This window comes from Niveispirillum sp. KHB5.9 (assembly GCF_048066115.1).
GTDB lineage: Bacteria > Pseudomonadota > Alphaproteobacteria > Azospirillales > Azospirillaceae > Niveispirillum.
The window spans coordinates 262,442-281,649 of record NZ_JBLTYX010000004.1; the positions used below are offsets into that span (position 1 = coordinate 262,442).

16 protein-coding genes are annotated in these 19,208 nt (G+C 63.6%); 2 read left to right on the top strand and 14 right to left on the bottom strand.

What is annotated here, in order from left to right; genetic code table 11:
* Positions 1-37: 37 nt before the first annotated feature.
* Positions 38-607 (bottom strand): DNA-3-methyladenine glycosylase I, encoded by a 570-nt coding sequence (locus ACM9HJ_RS10075; RefSeq protein ID WP_416571588.1) that lies wholly within the window; start codon positions 605-607, stop codon positions 38-40.
* Positions 608-844: 237 nt separating this feature from the next.
* On the opposite strand from ACM9HJ_RS10075, the gene ACM9HJ_RS10080 reads away from it, so the two are divergent.
* The gene (locus tag ACM9HJ_RS10080) at positions 845-3,688 is read left to right on the top strand and encodes a TonB-dependent receptor (protein WP_416571589.1); all 2,844 of its coding nucleotides are present in this window, start codon (positions 845-847) and stop codon (positions 3,686-3,688) included.
* 112 nt (positions 3,689-3,800) lie between these two features.
* The gene (locus ACM9HJ_RS10085) at positions 3,801-5,216 is read left to right on the top strand and encodes a metallophosphoesterase (RefSeq protein WP_416571590.1); all 1,416 of its coding nucleotides are present in this window, start codon (positions 3,801-3,803) and stop codon (positions 5,214-5,216) included.
* A gap of 182 nt (positions 5,217-5,398) precedes the next feature.
* On the opposite strand, the gene ACM9HJ_RS10090 is transcribed toward ACM9HJ_RS10085, so the two are convergent.
* The 13 genes from ACM9HJ_RS10090 to nuoG all read right to left on the bottom strand — a co-directional run bounded on the left by ACM9HJ_RS10090 (position 5,399) and on the right by nuoG (position 19,205).
* Positions 5,399-5,647, bottom strand: a complete 249-nt coding sequence (locus tag ACM9HJ_RS10090) for a DUF1467 family protein (RefSeq protein ID WP_416571591.1) — start codon at positions 5,645-5,647, stop codon at positions 5,399-5,401.
* Positions 5,648-5,659: 12 nt separating this feature from the next.
* Entirely contained in the window at positions 5,660-6,064 is a 405-nt protein-coding gene (gene mce / locus ACM9HJ_RS10095) for a methylmalonyl-CoA epimerase (protein ID WP_416571592.1), read from the bottom strand.
* Between the two features lie 193 nt (positions 6,065-6,257).
* Positions 6,258-7,943 carry a ribonuclease J gene (locus tag ACM9HJ_RS10100; RefSeq protein ID WP_416571593.1) on the bottom strand — a complete coding sequence of 562 codons (1,686 nt, stop codon included), beginning with the start codon at positions 7,941-7,943 and terminating at the stop codon, positions 6,258-6,260.
* 12 nt (positions 7,944-7,955) lie between these two features.
* A complete protein-coding gene (locus ACM9HJ_RS10105; RefSeq protein ID WP_416571594.1) occupies positions 7,956-8,744 on the bottom strand; it encodes a type III pantothenate kinase in 789 nt (262 codons plus the stop codon).
* A gap of 1 nt (position 8,745) precedes the next feature.
* Complete coding sequence (locus ACM9HJ_RS10110) at positions 8,746-9,528, bottom strand: biotin--[acetyl-CoA-carboxylase] ligase (RefSeq protein WP_416571595.1); 783 nt, start codon at positions 9,526-9,528, stop codon at positions 8,746-8,748.
* A gap of 14 nt (positions 9,529-9,542) precedes the next feature.
* On the bottom strand, positions 9,543-10,994 hold the full coding sequence (nuoN, locus tag ACM9HJ_RS10115) for an NADH-quinone oxidoreductase subunit NuoN (protein WP_416571596.1): 1,452 nt from the start codon (positions 10,992-10,994) through the stop codon (positions 9,543-9,545).
* 3 nt (positions 10,995-10,997) lie between these two features.
* Complete coding sequence (locus tag ACM9HJ_RS10120) at positions 10,998-12,566, bottom strand: NADH-quinone oxidoreductase subunit M (protein ID WP_416571597.1); 1,569 nt, start codon at positions 12,564-12,566, stop codon at positions 10,998-11,000.
* An 18-nt stretch (positions 12,567-12,584) separates the two neighbouring features.
* Positions 12,585-14,522, bottom strand: a complete 1,938-nt coding sequence (nuoL, locus tag ACM9HJ_RS10125; protein WP_416571598.1) for an NADH-quinone oxidoreductase subunit L — start codon at positions 14,520-14,522, stop codon at positions 12,585-12,587.
* Positions 14,523-14,532: 10 nt separating this feature from the next.
* A complete protein-coding gene (gene nuoK / locus ACM9HJ_RS10130; protein ID WP_416571599.1) occupies positions 14,533-14,850 on the bottom strand; it encodes an NADH-quinone oxidoreductase subunit NuoK in 318 nt (105 codons plus the stop codon).
* 2 nt (positions 14,851-14,852) lie between these two features.
* Complete coding sequence (locus ACM9HJ_RS10135; RefSeq protein ID WP_416571600.1) at positions 14,853-15,470, bottom strand: NADH-quinone oxidoreductase subunit J; 618 nt, start codon at positions 15,468-15,470, stop codon at positions 14,853-14,855.
* 99 nt (positions 15,471-15,569) lie between these two features.
* On the bottom strand, positions 15,570-16,058 hold the full coding sequence (gene nuoI, locus ACM9HJ_RS10140; RefSeq protein ID WP_416571601.1) for an NADH-quinone oxidoreductase subunit NuoI: 489 nt from the start codon (positions 16,056-16,058) through the stop codon (positions 15,570-15,572).
* Between the two features lie 45 nt (positions 16,059-16,103).
* Positions 16,104-17,132, bottom strand: a complete 1,029-nt coding sequence (gene nuoH / locus ACM9HJ_RS10145) for an NADH-quinone oxidoreductase subunit NuoH (RefSeq protein ID WP_416571602.1) — start codon at positions 17,130-17,132, stop codon at positions 16,104-16,106.
* 6 nt (positions 17,133-17,138) lie between these two features.
* A complete protein-coding gene (nuoG, locus tag ACM9HJ_RS10150) occupies positions 17,139-19,205 on the bottom strand; it encodes an NADH-quinone oxidoreductase subunit NuoG (protein WP_416571603.1) in 2,067 nt (688 codons plus the stop codon).
* Between the last annotated feature and the right edge of the window lie 3 nt (positions 19,206-19,208).

Below are 19,208 nucleotides of genomic sequence, written 5' to 3' on the forward strand. Positions count from 1 at the left end.
GTGCAAATGCCGACCATCCGAACAGGCGTTTGCCCAATCAGAAGGCGGCATATCCGGCAAAGCCCCCGTCCACGGCCCGCTTCCACGGCAAATCGAGACTCATCATCGCCATTCCGGCGGGACAGTCGGCCCGGTGGGCGCCGGGCAGGAAGCCGATGCTCATCAGGAACTCGCCCACGATCTCGCCACCGGTAAAACGGAAATTCTTGGCGAACAGTTTCACCCAGTCGGCCTTGGCCCGCGGGTGATGGGCCAGCAGCCAGGCATGGAACGAACCATGGCTGTCGCGCAGGCGCTGGATCACCTGGGCATTATGAATGGCGGCATGCACCTTCAGCTTGTTGCGGATGATGCCGGGATCGGCCAGCAGCCGGTCGATATCATCCGGCCCGAAGGCTGCCACCCTGTCGACCACGAAGCCGGCATAGGCGGCACGGAAGCTCTCGCGCTTCTTCAGGATGGTCAGCCAGGACAGGCCGGCTTGGTTGATCTCCAGCACCAGCCGCTCAAACAGCTCGTCATCGCCCCTCAGGGGCACACCATATTCATGTTGATGATAGGGGCCATGCCATTCATGCCCCGGCGCCACATCGCAATAGCCCGACACGCCCGCCATCCTTTGACCGATGAAAGAGGGGCAGGATAGCCGTTACCAGATCGCTTGTCGCGACAGATGTTCGCTTTTTGTACTAAATTTGTACCGAATTGTATCCCCGGGACCGCAAAAGCGTGACCAAAAAGCCATAGCTGCACCGCAGCATGTTTCTTTAACGAAACTCAACTCAAACTGTCACACATTCCCGCTACCCCCGCTGCAAAAGCCTTCCGACAGTTGGGGATCCTCATGCACCACACCTTCTCTCTCGGCTTCCGGCGTGCGGCCCGGCTGCTGGCGACGACGGCGATCGTTTCCACCGGCGCCGTCTCCGCCGTCTATGCCGGTGCGGTCACCGGTACCGTCACCGACGTAACCGGGACCAGCGCGCTGCGCGGTGCGGAGGTCACCCTGGTGGAATTGGGGCAGAGCGCCACGGTGCAGGCCGACGGCTCCTTCCGCTTCGCCAGCGTGCCCGCCGGCACCTACAAGCTGCATGTGCGCTATTCCGGCGCCGAGGATCAGGTCCAGCAGATCACCGTGCCGCAGGCCGGTGACATCAGCGCCCAGTTCGCCCTGGCCGGTGCCAATACCGAACTGGCGGAAATCCTGGTGGTGGGCCAGCGCGCCAACCTCGCCTCCTCCATCTCACGCCAGCGTTCGTCCGACAGCGTGCAGACCACCCTGTCGCGCGACAGTATCGGCAATTTCCCTGACCAGAACGTGGCGGAGAGCATCCGCCGCGCGCCGGGCGTCAACACGCTGAACGACCAGGGTGAAGGCCGCTTCGTCTCCGTGCGTGGCCTTGATCCCAACCTGAACTCCGCCTCGATCAACGGCAACCGCATCCTGGCCACCGGCGGCGATGACCGCGCCGTGGCCATGGACGTGATCCCGTCGGAACTGATCGAGAGCATCGACATCAAGAAGAGCCTGACGCCGGACATGGATGCCGACACGATCGGCGCCTCCATCGAGATCAAGACCACGTCGGCCTTCGACCGCAAGACGGGCTTCGTGTCGGGCTCCATCGAAGGGTCGTACAACGACCTGAACGAGAAGACCTCGCCCAAGGGCAGCATCGATTTCTCCACCCGCCTGACCGACAATATCGGCGTGGCCGGCGGCTTCAGCTATTACGACCGCAAATTCTCCACCGACAATGTCGAGGCGGATGGCTGGGAGGAAACGTCGGGCGGCCTCTATGCCGAGGATTTGGAATATCGCGATTACGATGTGCGCCGTAAGCGTTATGGCGGCACGCTGAATTTCGATTTCCGCGCCGGGGAGACCACCTCGCTCTATCTGCGCTCGCTCTATTCGAAGTTCGACGATACCGAGAAGCGCACACGCCTGGTGTTCGATCTGGCCGACGCCGACATCGCCGTCAATGGCAGCCGTGCCACCTTCGGCATCGATGATAGCGGCGATACCGCGATCACGGTGGAACGCGACCTGAAGGACCGTCGCGAGGTGCAGTCGGTCAAGACCTTCTCCGTGGGTGGCGAGACCTTCCTGGACAAATGGACCCTGACCTATGACGCGGCCTATTCCCAGGCCCGGCAGTGGGAGGATGGTTCCTTCGACCCCATCGTCTTCCAGCAGGAATTCGAGGATGAGGGGTCGCTGGGTGTGGCCATCGACTATGCCAACCTGAAGAAGCCGGCCTATTCCATCACCCGGGGCAGCGCCGCCTTCCTGGACGCATCCAACTATGAGTTCGACAAGCTGGAGCGGACGACGGACGAGAACAGCAAGGACGAGGAATATTCCTTCAAGGCCGATGCCGCCTACGACATCGACCTGGATGAAGGTTCGGCGCAGGTGAAGTTCGGCGGCAAGGCCCGCCTGCGCGATAAGAGCCTGTCCTTCATCTATGACGTGTTCGACGGTTATGATGGCGACTTCACCCTGGCCGACGTGATCGGCAAGCCCAGCTATGGCCTGGCCGATATCGGCACGGTGCCCGACCTGAAGGGCGTGCGCGGTTTCGTGCGCACCAACCTGGGCAAGTTCGAGTTGGACCAGCTGGATACCGACTTCGCGTCGGCCGCCGAGAATTTCGACGCCAGCGAGGATATCTATGCCGGCTATGTCCAGGGCCGCTATGACAATGGCCCGCTGCGCCTGATCGGCGGCGTGCGTGTTGAGCAGACCAAGGTCGAGCTGAGCGGCACGCGTCTGGAGTTGGTCGAGGAAGGTGCCACCGTCGGCGGTGTCGAGCTGGACGAGGATACGCTGTTCACCACGCCCGTATCCTTCAAGAAGGATTACACGGACTGGATGCCCAGCCTGAACCTGCGTTACGAGCTGGGCGACGATGTCGTGGCCCGTGCCGCGTACTTCAAGTCGATCATGCGCCCGTCCTTCGGCAAGATGGCCCCGCGCTTCGTGATCGAGGAGAATGACGATAATGAGCGGTCGGGCGAGTTCGGCAATCCCGAGCTGAACCCCTACAAGGCGCATAATTTCGACGCCACGCTGGAATATTACTTCGCCAGCAACTCCGTCATCCAGGCGGGCGTGTTCTATAAGAAGATCAACGACTTCATCGTCGATGCCGAGTTCGAGAACGGCAGTTTCGCCGGCATCGGCTATGACGAGGCGGTGATCCCCGTCAATGGCGACAAGGCCAAGGTGAAGGGCATCGAGCTGGCCTATGCCCAGGCCTTCACCGAGCTGCCGGCGCCCTTCGACGGGCTGCTGGTCAACGCCAATTATACCTACACCGATGCCGAGGGCGACGTGCTGGGCCGCACCGTGTCCCTGCCCGCCTCGTCCAAGCACACAGCCAATTTCGCCCTGGGTTATGAGAAGGGTCCGATCACCCTGCGCGCCTCGCTGACCTATCGTTCGGGCTATCTGGACGAGCTGGGCGGCGATGCCGAGGAGGATCGCTGGATCAAGCCGCACCGCCAGTGGGATTTCAGCGCCAAGTACCGCGTGACCGAGAATGTCCGTCTGTTCGCGGAACTGGTGAACGCCAACGACGCCACCTACACCGCCTATAACAAGATCGGTGGCCGCCAGAACCTGCTCCAGTACGAAGAGTACAGTTGGACCGGCAAGTTCGGCGCCAAGTTCAATTTCTGATCCGTCAGCTAGCCGTCAGGGCTGGCCTGACATGATTTCATGACCAACGGGGTCCGCGACCGGCCTTCATGAAAGGCCCGGCCGGGCCCCGCACCATTTCCAGGAGACCCGGATGATCTCGACCCTGCGGCTTTTCGTCTGCGGCCTTGCGCTGATGGCCCCTTCCCTGCCCGCCTTGGCCGATGACCTGCCACCCATCGAGATCCCGCGCACGCCGGGCCTGCCCTATACCGTACGCAACATCCCCGATCGCGTCGTGCTGACGCCCGGTGCCGATCCGGCGACGGAGATGGCCGTGTCCTTCCGCACCGACAGCATGCAGCGCACGGCGGAGGCGCAACTGGCCATCGCCGTGGATGGCCCGACGCTGGAGAAGCATGCCAGCACGGTTACCGGCACCTCCACCGTTCTGCCCAGTTCCAACGGCCTGGCCCATTACCATCATGTGCGCTTCACCGGCCTGAAGCCGGACACGGTCTATGCCTATCGCGTCAAGGGACAGGCCGGGTTCACCGAATGGCACCAGTTCAAGACGGCGGCGACCGAGGCCAGGCCCTTCCGCTTCATGTATCTGGGCGACACCCAGAACGGCATCCTGGACTTCGCCTCGCGCGTCATCCGCCGCGGGTTCCATGAGGGCAAGGTGGAGCTGGTGGTGCATGCCGGCGACCTGATCGCGCAGCGCGACGATCTGGACCATGATGATGAATGGGGCGAATGGACCCAGGCGGGCGGCTACAGCTACGCCATGGTGCCGCAGCTGCCGGCCACCGGGAACCATGAGTATGCCGACCGTATCCTGCCCGACGGCAGCGAATCCCGGAAGCTGGGCCAGCATTGGCAGGCGCAGTTCGCCTTGCCCGCCAACGGTGCTGCAGGCCTGACGGCCACCACCTATTATGTCGATTACCAGGGCGTGCGGTTCATCGTGCTGGACGGCACGGCGGCCCTGGACCTGGGGCAACTGGATGTGCAGACCAAGTGGCTGGACGATACGCTGGCCGCCAGCAAGGCCACCTGGAACTTCGTGCTGTTCCATCAGCCGATCTTCACCTGCGCCCGGCCCAACGATACCGAGGCGTTGAAGGCCGCCTGGAAACCGATCTTCGACAAGCGCAAGGTCGATCTGGTCCTGCAGGGCCATGACCATTGCTACAGCCGCCTGTCGTCGGAAGCCGGACGCGCCGCCGGCATCACCGCCCGCAAGAGCGGCAAGACCCAGGGGCCGGTCTATCTGGTCTCCGTCGCCGGATCCAAGATGTACGGCCTGAACGACCGCGCCGGCACCCAGCCGGACAAGGTGGCCGAGGCCACGGAGCTGTACCAGATCGTCGATGTGGAGACGGGCCGCCTGAAGTTCCGCACCTATACGGCATCGGGCAAGCTTTATGACGGGTTCGACCTGCAACGGCAGAAGAATGGCAGCAACCGCATGGTCGAACTGACCGAGCCGATGCTGGCCACCCGTACCTGCAAGGATGGCAAGGGGCCGGATGGGGACAAGTGCGTGGCCAAGGCCAAGGATTGAGGGGTGGCAGGGTGCCGATATACCACTCCGTCATCCCGGCGAAAGCCGGGACCCAGAGGCCACAGGATCAAATCTGTACGCTGCCTTGATCAAAGCCGCCGCAAAGTCGGGCGCTTGGCCCCTGGGTCCCGGCTTGCGCCGGGATGACGGGAGAGAGGAATTCCGATCCAAGGAAAATCGCTCTAATCCCGGAACAGACCCGGCCAATCCACCCAGCCGAAATGCACACTGGCCCAGCCCAGGAACACCAGTACGGCCGAGATGATCGAGGTCCACAGGAACTTTTTCATCAGCAGGGGCTTGGCGGGTGCGCCGGGCTGGTGCCCCACCTCATCCACATTGCCTTCCTGCGTGCGGCCGAACGGCAGCACCAGGAACAGGACCGTCCACCAGACGGTGAAATAGATGGCAGCCCAGGTTGCCCAGCCCATGGTCTCGCTCCCTTAAACCTGCTCGATCTCGACCAGGGTGCCGAACAGGTCCTTCGGATGCAGGAACAGCACCGGCTTGCCATGGGCACCGATCTTCGGCTCCCCATCGCCCAGCACGCGCAGACCGTCGGCCTTCAGCTTGTCGCGCGACGCGATGATATCCTCCACCTCGTAACAGACATGATGGATACCGCCGGACGGGTTGTTGGTCAGGAACTTGCCAATGGTACTGCCCTCGCCCAGGGGATGCAGTAGCTCGATCTTGGTGTTGGGCAATTCCACGAACACGGTGGTCACGCCATGTTCGGGCAGATCCAGCGGTGCCGACACCGTGGCACCCAGCGTGGTGCGATAGGTTTCCGACGCGACGGCCAGATCCGGCACGACAATGGCGACATGGTTCAAACGGCCGATCATCCCTGGGCTCCCCTCTTTTGGTTTTCCGGCCGAAAGATAGCCACGGGCGACGCCGTCGTCACCCGTGACAAATCGCGCGGGCAGCTTTCAATCCCTCAAGCGCCGGCGCCACATCCGTGGCTTGGCTTCACGGCGCATGGGCGCCGCGGCGGCGGTCGCCGCCGAAGCCAGTTCCCGACTGCGGGAACTGGCTCTACACCCGGACCAGATGCACTTCCGTCAGGGGCTTGCGCCCCTGGCTGGAATGGAAGGACCGGCGGATGGCCAGACGCGCCGCCTCCTTCACCTGGGCGTCATCCATGCGGGCGGTCCTGGAGAGCTGTTCAACGGCACCGCGCACGCGTGCAATCAGGTCCGTCGTCTCCTCATCCACCTCATCCTCTTCCAGCAGGCCGATGGCGGATACCTTGGGGTCGGCCAGCAGGTCGCCCCGGGGGGTCATTACCAGGGTGACCATGGACACGCCGGATTGCGCCATGCGGGTACGGCCGCGCAGCGCCATATTGGTCAGCGGCACGATGCGCTTGCCATCGATACACAGCTTGCCGGCATGGACATGGCCCAGATTGGCGGCCGGGCCCGGCCCCAAGCGGATGACCATGCCATCATCGGGCACCAATACCTCCGGCACCTGACAGTCACGGGCCAGGGCGGCATGCACCGTCAGGTGACGATGTTCGCCATGCACGGGGATGGCGATGCGGGGCCGCACCCACTGGTACATCTGCACCAACTCATCCCGTGCAGGATGACCGGAGACATGGACGAATTCCTCATCCGCCGTGATCACCTCGATCCCCTGGCGCATCAGGCCGTTCTGGATCTTGGCGATGCCCTTCTCATTGCCCGGGATTTCGCGGGCGGAGAAGATCACCACGTCGCCCCGTTCCAGCACCACGTCGGGGTGGTCGTCATTGGCGATGCGAGCCAGGGCGGCGCGTGGTTCCCCCTGGCTGCCGGTGCAGATCACCACCAGCTTCTCACGCGGCACATATCCCGCCTCCCGCTCCGACAGGAACGGCGGCAGGTCGGTCAGATAGCCATTGGCGCGAGCGGCATCGTTGATGCGCCACAGCGACCGGCCGGCCAGCGCCACCTGCCGGTCATTGGCCCGGGCGGCGATGGCAATGGAATGCAGCCGCGCCACGTTGCTCGCAAAGCAGGTGACGGCGATGCGGGTTTCGGTGTGGCGGCTGAACAGCTCCTTCAGGCTTTCCTGTACCGCCGCTTCGGACCCGGACGTGCCGGGCACCATGGCGTTGGTGCTGTCGCAGATCATCGCATCCACGCCCTGGCGCCCCAGCTTCTGCAACGCCTCCTCATCCGCCAGCAGGCCGATGACGGGGTCGGGGTCCAGCTTCCAGTCGCCCGTATGCAGCACCGTGCCGGCGCCGGTGCGGATGACCAGCGCGTTGGGCTCGGGGATCGAATGGGTCAGGGAAATCAGTTCGAGATCGAAAGGACCGATGCTGGCCTTGCCACCCAGCGGGATGATGTTGATCGGCACCTTGTTCTGCAGGCCCGTCTCGGTCAGCTTCGCCTTCAGGAAGCTGGCCGTGAATGGCGTGCACCAGACGGGGACGCGCAAATCCTCCCACAGATAGGGGATGGCACCCAGATGGTCCTCATGCGCGTGGGTGACGACGATGCCCAGCAGGTCGCCCCGCCGCTCCTCGATGAAGCTGGTATCGGGTAGGATGATATCGACCCCAGGGGTCGTTTCGTCACCGAAACTGACGCCAAGATCGACCATCAGCCACTTGCCCTGATGGTGGTAGAGGTTCAGGTTCATCCCGATTTCGCCCGCACCGCCCAGGGGGACGAAATGCAGGCCCTTCGGGTCGAAATCCTTACTCTCCAGATGCTTTGCTTGCGTCATTCGGTCCTGTTTTCAGTTGGCGGCGGCGTTGCGTTCATGGATCAGCCGGAGACCGCGCAACGTCAGGTCCCCATCAATATGGTGGATCATGTCGGTCCCTTCAGCGAACAGGCGGACAAGGCCACCGGTTCCGATCACCGTCACCGGCGTCTGCCCATAGGGCGACAGCTCGGCGATGATCTTCTTCAGGATCCCCTCGATCATCCCGGTATAGCCCCAGAACATGCCCGACTGCATCGCCGCGACCGTGCCGCGACCGATGGCCGCCTCAGGTTTGGCGATATCGACCTTGGGCAACTGTGCGGCCACCCGGTGCAGCGCGTCCAGTGACAAGGCGGGGCCGGGCGCGATGACACCGCCGGCGAAGTTGCCGTCGGCATCGACCACGTCGAACGTCGTGCCCGTGCCGATATCGATGACGATCAGCGGCACCGGATATGCCGCCTTGGCCGATACGGCATTGACCAGCCGGTCCGCCCCCGCCTCACGCGGGTTGGTCAGCTTGACCTCCAGCCCCAGGGTCACCGACGGGTCGCCCACACGCATGGGCGTGCAGCCGAAATGATCCTCGGTCAGCTTGACCAGGGCATAGGTCTGGGTCGGCACCACGGAGGACAGGATGGCGGCGTCGATATCGTCCTGGGTCAGCCCCTTCATGGCCATCAGCGTGACCAGCCACACGGCATATTCGTCGGCCGTGCGCTGGGTGTCGGTGGAGATGCGCCAATGCGCCCTCTTCTCGTCACCGTCGAACACAGCGAAGACGACATTTGTATTACCGGCATCGATGGCCAGAAGCATCTCATCCCCCTTGCGTCGGGAAGAACACGTCACCGGCCGTCACCCGGCGCAGCCCGCTGCCGGTATCGACCAGCAGCACACCATCATCATCCATATCGACGAAGCGGCCGGTGAAGGTCTCGTCATGCAGCCGCACCGTGACGTCACCACCCAGCCCCTGCGCCGCATTCAGCCAGGCCGCACGGATGGGTGCGAAGCCCTGGGTCACGAAGCGCTGATACCAGGCATGGAACGATGTCGCATAGGCCTCCAGCACCCTTTCCACCGTGACATCGGCGCCGGCGGCCAGCAGCGAGGTGGCGGGATACAGCGCTTCGTCCGGGTAATGCCGGACATTGATGCCGACGCCCAGCACCAGCCATTCGACCGATCCGCCGCGACCCGCTTCGGACTCCAAAAGGATGCCGGAAATCTTGGCCCCATCGACCAGCACGTCGTTGGGCCATTTCAGGGTGACACGCGCCGCGATCAGCGCCGACACCGCCTCCCCCACCGCGACGGCGGCGATGAAGGAGGTGAGGGCCGCCTGCCCCGGTGCCATGCCCGGCCGCAGGATCAGGGAACAGGCGAGATTGCCCTCGCCACTGCTCCAGGCCCGGCCGCGACGGCCACGCCCGGCGGTCTGACGTTTGGCCCAGACGATTGTGCCTTCGATAGCACCTTCGGTGGCCAAGCGCTTGGCCTCGTCATTGGTGCTGCCGCATTCATCCAGGGCCACGAGACGAAAAAACGCGGGCAGCGTGGCTGCCCGCGTTTCAACGGATGGGTCATTCCCGGCCATCATGTCCGGAACACCGGTCACCGGGCCCCGAACAGGGCAGCGGCGGCGGATGCCGCACCGGCGGTGATGGGCGACAGGAAGAAGATGTAGATCGGGAAGACGAACAGAGCCGTGCCCGCCACCACGAAGCCGGCGGTGGGGGTCGGGCGGTCCAGCGGCTCCGTCACGTCATCGAAGTACATCGCCTTGATGACGCGCAGGTAATAGAAGCAGCTGATGCCCGAGGCGATGACGCCGACGATGGCCAGCGGATACAGGCCCGCCTGGATGGCCGGCAGGAACACCGCCCACTTGCCCCAGAAGCCCGCCGCCGGCGGCACACCGGCCAGCGACCACATGAACACCGCCATGGCGAAGGCCAGCAGCGGATGGGTCTTGGACAGGCCCGCCAGATCGGCAACCTCTTCCACGGCGCGGCCGGACTGGCGCATCGACAGGATGATGGCGAACACGCCGACATTCATGACGAGGTAGATCGCCATATAGATCAGCACGCCGCGCACACCCTCGACCGAGCCGGCGGACAGACCGACCAGCGCATAGCCGATATGGCCGATGGAGCTGTAAGCCATCAGGCGCTTGATGTTCTTTTGCTGGATGGCGCCCAGGGCACCGACGATCATCGAGGCGCCAGCGCAGAACTGGATCACCTGCTGCCACTGCACGGCCAGATCGCCGAACGGGCCGACCAGGACGCGGATGAACAGGGTGATGGCCGCCACCTTGGGTGCCACGGCGAAGAAGGCCGTGACGGAGGTCGGCGCCCCTTCATAGACGTCCGGCGTCCACATGTGGAACGGCACGGCGGAGATCTTGAAGGCCAGGCCGGCGGCGACGAACACCATGCCGATGACCACGCCAGCCGACGGCGCCCCCTCGGCCCCGGTCAGCACCGTGGCCAGCTTGTCAAAGCTGGTGGTGCCGGCGAAGCCATAGACCAGGGACGAGCCATAGAGCAGCAGACCGGACGACAGGGCGCCCAGCACGAAATATTTCAGGCCGGCTTCGGTCGACTTGGCCACGTCGCGCTTGAACGACGCGATGACGTAGAGGGCAAGCGACTGCAATTCCAGGCCGACATAGAGCGAAATCAGGTCGTTGGCCGACACCATGGCCAGCATGCCAAGCGTGGCCAGGGCGATCAGCACCGGATATTCGAACCGGGCCACCCGCTCCTTCTCCAGGTAATTGACCGAGAGGATCACGGCCAGCGACGAGGCGATCAGGATCAGCAGCTTGGCGAAGGTGCCGAAGCTGTCGGCCACGAACAGGCCGTTGAAGGTGACGGCACGCCCCTCAGGCCCCTGCAACAGCAGGAACCCGGTGGCGATGAAGGAGGCGACAGTCAGCCAGGAGACGAGGCGCAGGCTGCCATCACCCCGGAACACGCCGATCATCAGCAGGACCATGCTTGCGCAGGCCAGGAAGATCTCGGGCAGGGCCGGGGCCAGATCGGGAATGGTTGCCATGGCTCAGTTCTCGCTCGCCGGCTGGGTCGCCGGGGTTTCAGTCAGCATCTCGGCCGTCTTGGTGCCATCGGCCTGAATCAGGCCGGCAGCCTTCAGCGACGCCTCATGGTCCGCCAGGATCTTCTCCACGGTCGGGTTGTAGACATTCTGGAAGCTGGCCGGATAGACGCCCATGATGATGACGATGGCCACCAGCGGGGCGAAGAAGGCGACCTCGCGCAGGGACAGGTCCTGCATGGCCTTAACTTCCGGCTTCTCCAGCTTGCCGTAGAACAGCTTGCGATAGAGCAGCAGCATGTAGGCGGCACCCAGGACCAGACCGGTGGCCGACAGCATGCCGTACCAGGTGCTGACCTCGAACACGCCCAGCATCGTCAGGAATTCACCCACGAAACCCGAGGTGCCCGGCAGGCCCACCGACGCGAACATGAAGATGGCGAAGACCACCGCATAGCGCGGCATGTTCTTGGCCATGCCGCCATAGGCGGCCATCTCGCGGGTATGCAGGCGGTTATAGGCCACACCGATGCACAGGAAGAGGGCGGCCGACACGAAAGTGTGGCTCAGCATCTGGAACATCGCGCCGTCCAGGCCGCGCTGGTTCATGGCGAAGATGCCCATCGACACGTAACCCATATGGGCAACGGAACTGTAGGCGATCATTTTCTTCATGTCGGTCTGCGCCAGCGCCACCAGCGAGGTGTAGATGATGGCGGCGATGGACATGAAGAACACCACGTCCTGAAAGAAGAAGCTGGCTTCCGGCAGCATCTGGACGTTCGCACGGATCAGGCCGTAGCCGCCCATCTTCAGCATCACGCCCGCCAGCATCACGGAACCCGCCGTCGGCGCTTCCACGTGAGCAAACGGCAGCCAGGTATGGGCCGGCCAGATCGGCGTCTTCACGGCGAAGGCGATGAAGAAGGCCAGCCACAGCCAGATCTGCATGTTGCTGGCGAACGGGTAGTCCACCATCACCCGCATATCCATGGTCCCGGCCGTCAGATACATGGCCAGGATGGCCAGCAGCATCAGCACCGAACCGATGAAGGTGTAGATGAAGAACTTGTAGGCCGCATAGACGCGGTTGGGGCCGCCCCACACGCCGATCAGCAGGAACATCGGCAGCAGCACCCCTTCGAAGAAGAGGTAGAACAGCACGAAGTCCAGTGCTGTGAACATGCCGATCAGCATGGTCTCCAGCACCAGCAGCGCCACCATGAACTCCTTGACCCGCTTTTCAACGGCGTCCCAGGAGGCCATGACGCAGATCGGCGTCAGCAGGGTGGAGGCCAGCACGAACCAGATGGAGATGCCGTCCACGCCCTTGATATAGGCGATGTTGAAGGCCGGCAGCCAAGCCACTTCCTCCACCAGCTGGAAGCCGGTGTTGGACGGGTCGAAGCCGGTCAGGATGAACAGCGAGACGATGAAGGTGATGATCGACGTCCACAGCGCCACACTCTTGGCGTTGCGGTTCACCGTCTCCTGCTCACCACGAATGAGCAGGATGAACAGCGCACCGACAAGGGGCAGGAACGTCGTCAGCGAAAGGATCGGCACATCGGCCATTTCGAAAGACTCCCTACCTCAACGCGCCAGGAGGAACCAGCCGGCCAACGCGACCACGCCGATCACCATAACGAAAGCATAATGGTACACGTAACCCGACTGGACCCGGCTGGCAGCCAGCGACAGGCGGCGGGTCACCGCGGCAGCCCCGTCCGGGCCCAGCCCGTCGATGACGCCGATATCGATCTTCTTCCACAGGCCGAGGCCCAGCTTCATGGCCGGACGCACGAACAGCGCGTCATACAGTTCGTCGAACATGTATTTGCGGAACACGAAGCCGTGGATGGCCTTGAAGCTGTTGACGAAGGCGCCGGGCAGGCCGGGGCTGAACATGTAGAACACATAGGCCAGCACGATGCCGGTCACGCCGGCAGCCAGCGGGGCATAGGGCACCCAGCCCGGCACATGGTGTGCTGCCTCAATGATCGTCCCATGCTCGCCTTCCAGCATCAGGATGCTGCTGCCCCAGAAATGGGCCATGTCATGGCCGACGAACCAGGGATAGGCGACGAAACCGGCGAATAGCGCACCGATCGACAGCACGATCAGCGGCACCAGCATGACGGCCGGGCTTTCATGCACATGGGCCATCACCTTCTCCGACGAGCGCGGCTTGCCATGGAAGGTCATGATCAGCAGGCGCCAGGAATAGAAGGCGGTCATGAAGGCGGCGGCGATGCCCATCCAGAAGGCAAAGGTTCCGGCGGCCGTATGCTTGGCATAGGCCACTTCCAGGACCATGTCCTTGGAATAGAAGCCCGCGAAGAACGGGATGCCGGCCAGGGCCAGATTGCCGATCCACATCATGACATACGTGGCCGGGATCAGCTTCCAGATGCCGCCCATACGGCGCATGTCCTGTTCGTCGGACATGGCATGGATCACCGAGCCGGCGCCCAGGAACAGCAGCGCCTTGAAGAAGGCGTGCGTCATCAGGTGGAAGATGGCGGCCGGATACGCGCCCACGCCGATGGCGAAGAACATATAGCCGAGCTGGCTCATCGTCGAATAGGCGATGACGCGCTTGATGTCGAACTGGGTAAGGCCGATGGTCGCGGCGACGAAGGCCGTGGCGGCACCCAGGTAAGTCACGACCTCCAGGGCTACCGGGGCATACTCGAACACCGGGCTCATGCGCGACAGCATGAACACGCCGGCGGTCACCATGGTGGCCGCGTGGATCAGCGCCGACACCGGGGTCGGGCCTTCCATGGCGTCCGGCAGCCAGGTGTGCAGGCCCAGCTGGGCCGACTTGCCCATCGCACCCACGAACAGCAGCAGGCAGGCGCAGGTCAGCGCATGCACTTCCCAGGAGAGGAAGTGGAAGGTCGCGTCCGCCTTGCCGGCGGCCTGGGCGAAGATGCCGTCGAATTCGACCGTGCCGAAGATGATGTAGATGGCCATGATGCCCAGCGCGAAGCCGAAATCGCCCACGCGGTTCACCAGGAACGCCTTCATCGAGGCGTCGTTGGCGCTCTTCTTCTCGTACCAGAAATTGATCAGCAGGTAGGAGGCAACGCCCACGCCTTCCCAGCCGAAGAACATCTGCAACAGATTGTCGGCGGTCACCAGCATCAGCATCATGAAGGTGAACAGCGACAGGTAGGCCATGAAGCGCGCCCGGTGCGGGTCGTGGCTCATGTAGCCGACCGAATAGACATGCACCATGGACGAAACACCGTTGACGACGACCAGCATGACGGCGGTCAGCGTGTCGACGCGCAGCGACCAGGACACCTCGAAGGTGCCGCTGTTGATCCAGGTGAACAGCTCGATGGTGCGCGCGGCCTCATGCCCGCCGAAACCAACCTGCGTGAACAGGATGATCGACAGGACAGCCGCGGTCAGCACACCGGCGCAGGTGACGATCTGGGCCCCGCGGTCGCCGATGATGCGCCCGAAGAACCCGGCGATGAAGGCGCCCAACAGGGGCAGGAAGATGGCAGCGATTTCCATGATGCCCGCCTCAACCCTTCATCATGTTGATGTCTTCGACCGCGATCGTGCCGCGGTTGCGGAAATAGACCACCAGGATCGCCAGGCCGATGGCGGCTTCCGCCGCGGCAACGGTCAGGATGAACATGGTGAAGATCTGACCCACCAGGTCGTTCAGATAGACGGAGAAGGACACCAGGTTGATGTTGACGGCGAGAAGGATCATCTCGACCGACATCAGGATGATGATGACGTTCTTCCGGTTCAGGAAAATCCCGAACACGCCGATGGTGAAGAGGATGGCCGACAGCGTCAGGTAATGCGCCAGGCCGATTTCGCCGAATTCCATGATCAGACGCCCCCCCGCGTCGGAACCTTGCGTACCTGCACAACCTCGCTCCGCTTGCGATCAAGCTGCTGGCCGATCTGCTGGCGACGGACGCCGGGGCGCGACCGCAGGGTCAGCACGATGGCGCCGATCATCGCGACCAGCAGGATCAGGCCGGAGACCTGGAAGGCGTACACATAGTCGGTATAGAGGATGTGGCCGATGGCCTCGGTATTGGTGACCTGATCCAGCGGCGGGATGGGCGAATTGTTGGCCTGGCCGCCCACGGGGCCGCCGGCCAGCTGCGTCGCCGCCAGGAACACCAGCTCCACCGCCAGGATGGCGCCGACAACCAGCCCCACCGGCATGTAGCGCATGAAGCCCTGCCGCAGTTCCTGGAAATTGATGTCGAGCATCATCACCACGAACAGGAACAGCACCGCCACCGCGCCGACATAGACGATGACCAGGATCATGGCCACGAATTCAGCGCCGATCAGCACGAACAGGCCGGCGGCGTTGAAGAAGGCGAGGATCAGGAACAGAACCGAGTGCACGGGATTCTTGGCCGTGATCACCCGCACGGCGGATGCCAGCAGGACGATGGCGAACGCATAGAATGCGACAGCGGTCAGGGTCATGTTACGCCGCCTCCGGCGCTGTGGTCATCGGGTACTGGGTCACGGAGGATACTCCGAGCGAAGGACGGGAGATGGCAGGATGACCGGCCATCGTCGAAATCAACGGTAGGGCGCGTCGGCCGTGAGGTTGGCCGCGATCTGGGCCTCCCAGCGGTCACCATTCGCGAGCAGCTTGTCCTTGTTGTAGTACAGCTCCTCGCGGGTCTCCGTGGCGAATTCCAGGTTCGGACCTTCCACGATGGCATCCACCGGGCAGGCTTCCTGGCACAGGCCGCAATAGATGCACTTCGTCATGTCGATGTCGTAGCGCGTGGTGCGGCGGCTGCCATCCTCACGCGGTTCGGCCTCGATGGTGATGGCGAGTGCGGGACAGATGGCCTCGCACAGCTTGCAGGCGATGCAGCGCTCTTCGCCATTGGCGTAGCGGCGCAGCGCATGTTCGCCGCGGAAGCGCGGGCTGGTGGGGCCACGTTCGAACGGATAGTTCAGGGTCACCCGCGGACGAAACATGTAGCTGAAGGTCAGCGCCAGTCCCTTCACGAGTTCCACCAGGAACAGGCCGCGCGCCGTACGGTCGAGCAAGGCCATCACACACCTCCAATATCGGGCGGGTCACCCCGCCCCTACCAAATCTCAGTTCGGCAACAGATCGAAATAGACGAGCACGCCGGCCGTCAGCACCACCCAGATCAGGGAGAAAGGCAGGAACACCTTCCAACCCAGACGCATCAGCTGGTCATACCGGTAGCGCGGCAGCGTGGCGCGCACCCAGATGAAGCAGAACAGCACGAAGCAGATCTTGGCGATGAACCAGAGCGGACCGGGGATCCAGTTGAGCGGCGCGATGTCCATGGGCGGCAGCCAGCCACCCAGGAACAGGATGGATGTCATCGCGCTCATCAGGATCATGTTGATGTATTCGCCCAGGAAGAACAGGGCGAAGGTCATCGACGAATATTCGACGTTGAAACCGCCCGACAGCTCGGACTCGCCTTCCGGCAAGTCGAACGGGGCGCGGTTCGTCTCGGCGAGCGCCGAGATGAAGAAGATGATGAACATCGGGAACAGCGGGATGAAGAACCAGACAGTCTTCTGTGCCTCGATCACCTTCGACAGGTTCAGAGAGCCCACGCACAGCAGGACGGTGATGATGACGAGGCCGATGGAAACCTCGTACGACACCATCTGTGCGGCGGCGCGCAGGCCACCCAGGAAGGCGTATTTGGAGTTCGACGCCCAGCCGGCCATGATGATGCCGTACACACCCAGCGAGGAGATCGCGAACAGGTACAACACGCCGACATTGATGTCGGCCAGCACCAGCCCGTCACCGAACGGGATCACCGCCCAGGAGACCAGCGCCAGCAGGAAAGTCAGCATCGGCGCACCCACGAACACGGCGCGGTTGGCGCCGGTCGGGATCACGGTTTCCTTGGCCACCAGCTTCAGGCCGTCGGCAAACGGCTGCAGCAGGCCGAAGGGGCCGACCAGATTCGGGCCCTGGCGCAGCTGCATCGCGGCCATCACCTTGCGCTCGAAATAGGTGAGCATGGCCATGCCGATCATCAGCGGCAGGACGATGGTGAGGATACCCACCACGATGCGCACGATCAGCGGCAGGTCGGCCCAGAATGCCCCGAGTTGAGCCAGAATTTCCGACATCGTCACTTACTCCGCCGCCGCGGCCGCCAGGGCCGGCTTCAGAAACGCTTCCGTGCATTCGGCCATGGTTTGGGACGCACGGCTGATCGGATCGGTCATGTAGAAATTCTCCACCGGCGAGGTGAAGTGCGCGTCGGCGACGGCCCCGTCCCCACCGAAGGCACCCCAGGCGGCCGGGACCAGACGGTCCAGCGTGCTGAACACCGGGTTCAATGCCGCCAGACGCTGACGCAGCTGGGCCAGCGTGTCATAGGGCAGCGCCTGCCCCAGTTCCGCCGACAGGGCGCGCAGGATCTTCCAGTCTTCGCGCGCCTCACCCAGCGGGAAGGCGGCCAGGCGGGCATGCTGCACGCGGCCTTCGGTGCTGACGTAGGTGGCGTGCTTTTCCGTGTAGGCGGCACCCGGCAGGATGACGTCGGCGCGATGGGCGCCACGGTCGCCATGATGGCCCTGATAGATCACGAAGGCCTTGCCGAAACGGTCGGCCTCGATCTCGTCGGCACCCAGCAGGTAAACGACCTCAATCTCGCCCTTCTGCGCACCGGCCAGGATACCGCCCAGGTCACGGCCACCGGGGCCGGGCAGGAAGCCGGCATCCAGGGCACCGACACGGCCGGCGGCCAGATGCAGGACGTTGAAGCCGTTCCAGTCGTCGCGCACGGCGTTGACATTCTCGGCCAGTTGGCGGGCGGTCGTCTGCACGGCCGGGCCGTCGCCGCGGCGCAGCGCCGCAGCCCCCAGGATGATCATCGGGTTCTTGGCGTTGCGCAGCACTTCCGCGAACGGGTGCGTGCCGGCAGCCAGATCCTTCAGGATCGAACCGGAATTGCCCAACCATTCGGTCGGGTAGGTCAGGTCGATATTCTGACCGATGACCGCAACCTTCTTCAGCTTGCCGGTCAGATAGGTCTTGCGGATGCGGGAATTCACCAGCGGCGCTTCCCAGCGCGGGTTGGTGCCGATCAGCAGCACCACGTCGGCATTCTCGATCCCGGCAATACCGGAATTGAAGATGTAGCCGGCACGGGTTGCGGTATCGAACGTCGCCCCGTCCTGACGGCAATCCATGTTGCCCGAACCCAGACCGATCAGCAGGTCCTTCAGCGCCACGGTGCTTTCGACATCGACCAGATCACCGGCGATACCGGCGATCTTGTGCCCGTCGACACCGGCCACGCGCGCCTTGATGGCGGCAAACGCCTCCGCCCAGGTGGCGGGCTTCAGCTTGCCATCGGCACCACGCACATAAGGGCGGTCCAGACGCTGGCGCTTCAGACCGTCAATGGCGTAGCGCGTCTTGTCGCTGATCCATTCCTCGTTCACATCCTCGTGCAGGCGCGGCAGGACACGCAGCACTTCACCACCACGGGCGTCGATGCGGATGTTGGAGCCCACCGCGTCCATGACGTCGATGCTCTCGGTCTTGCGCAGTTCCCACGGACGGGCGTTGAACGAGTAGGGCTTCGACGTCAGCGCACCCACGGGGCAGACATCGACCAGATTGCCCGACATTTCCGAATTCACGCCGGCTTCCAGGGCCGGGGTGATCTCCAGATGCTCGCCACGCGCCAGACCGCCCAGGGCCGGCACGCCCGCGATCTCATCCACGAAGCGGATGCAGCGGGTGCACTGGATGCAGCGGGTCATATAGGTCTTGATCAGCGGACCCATATACTTGTCGCTGACCGTGCGCTTGTTCTCTTCGAAGCGGCTGCGGTCATAGCCGTAGGAGACGGCCTGATCCTGCAGGTCGCATTCGCCGCCCTGGTCGCAGATGGGGCAGTCCAGCGGATGGTTGATCAGCAGGAATTCCATCACGCCCTTGCGGGCCTTGTGGACGTTGGGCGTGTTGGTCTTGACGACCATGCCCTCGCCCACCGGCAGCGCGCAGCTGGCGGCCGGCTTGGGCATACGCTCTACTTCCACCAGGCACATGCGGCAATTGGCGGGCACGGACAGGCGCTCGTGATAGCAGAAGCGCGGCACTTCGATGCCGAGCTGCTCGCAGGCCTGAAGCACCGAGGTACCGGGGGCGACTTCGATTTCGACGCCGTCGATGGTTAGCTTGGGCATGAT

What these genes read in the sequence shown, in the direction of transcription:
- ACM9HJ_RS10080 (WP_416571589.1), top strand. Translation starts at nt 845, where the DNA reads ATGCACCACACCTTCTCTCTCGGCTTCCGGCGTGCGGCCCGGCTGCTG.
- ACM9HJ_RS10085 (WP_416571590.1), top strand. Translation starts at nt 3,801, where the DNA reads ATGATCTCGACCCTGCGGCTTTTCGTCTGCGGCCTTGCGCTGATGGCC.
- ACM9HJ_RS10090 (WP_416571591.1), bottom strand. Translation starts at nt 5,647, where the DNA reads ATGGGCTGGGCAACCTGGGCTGCCATCTATTTCACCGTCTGGTGGACG.
- mce (WP_416571592.1), bottom strand. Translation starts at nt 6,064, where the DNA reads ATGATCGGCCGTTTGAACCATGTCGCCATTGTCGTGCCGGATCTGGCC.
- ACM9HJ_RS10100 (WP_416571593.1), bottom strand. Translation starts at nt 7,943, where the DNA reads ATGACGCAAGCAAAGCATCTGGAGAGTAAGGATTTCGACCCGAAGGGC.
- ACM9HJ_RS10105 (WP_416571594.1), bottom strand. Translation starts at nt 8,744, where the DNA reads ATGCTTCTGGCCATCGATGCCGGTAATACAAATGTCGTCTTCGCTGTG.
- ACM9HJ_RS10110 (WP_416571595.1), bottom strand. Translation starts at nt 9,528, where the DNA reads ATGATGGCCGGGAATGACCCATCCGTTGAAACGCGGGCAGCCACGCTG.
- nuoN (WP_416571596.1), bottom strand. Translation starts at nt 10,994, where the DNA reads ATGGCAACCATTCCCGATCTGGCCCCGGCCCTGCCCGAGATCTTCCTG.
- ACM9HJ_RS10120 (WP_416571597.1), bottom strand. Translation starts at nt 12,566, where the DNA reads ATGGCCGATGTGCCGATCCTTTCGCTGACGACGTTCCTGCCCCTTGTC.
- nuoL (WP_416571598.1), bottom strand. Translation starts at nt 14,522, where the DNA reads ATGGAAATCGCTGCCATCTTCCTGCCCCTGTTGGGCGCCTTCATCGCC.
- nuoK (WP_416571599.1), bottom strand. Translation starts at nt 14,850, where the DNA reads ATGGAATTCGGCGAAATCGGCCTGGCGCATTACCTGACGCTGTCGGCC.
- ACM9HJ_RS10135 (WP_416571600.1), bottom strand. Translation starts at nt 15,470, where the DNA reads ATGACCCTGACCGCTGTCGCATTCTATGCGTTCGCCATCGTCCTGCTG.
- nuoI (WP_416571601.1), bottom strand. Translation starts at nt 16,058, where the DNA reads ATGGCCTTGCTCGACCGTACGGCGCGCGGCCTGTTCCTGGTGGAACTC.
- nuoH (WP_416571602.1), bottom strand. Translation starts at nt 17,132, where the DNA reads ATGTCGGAAATTCTGGCTCAACTCGGGGCATTCTGGGCCGACCTGCCG.
- nuoG (WP_416571603.1), bottom strand. Translation starts at nt 19,205, where the DNA reads ATGCCCAAGCTAACCATCGACGGCGTCGAAATCGAAGTCGCCCCCGGT.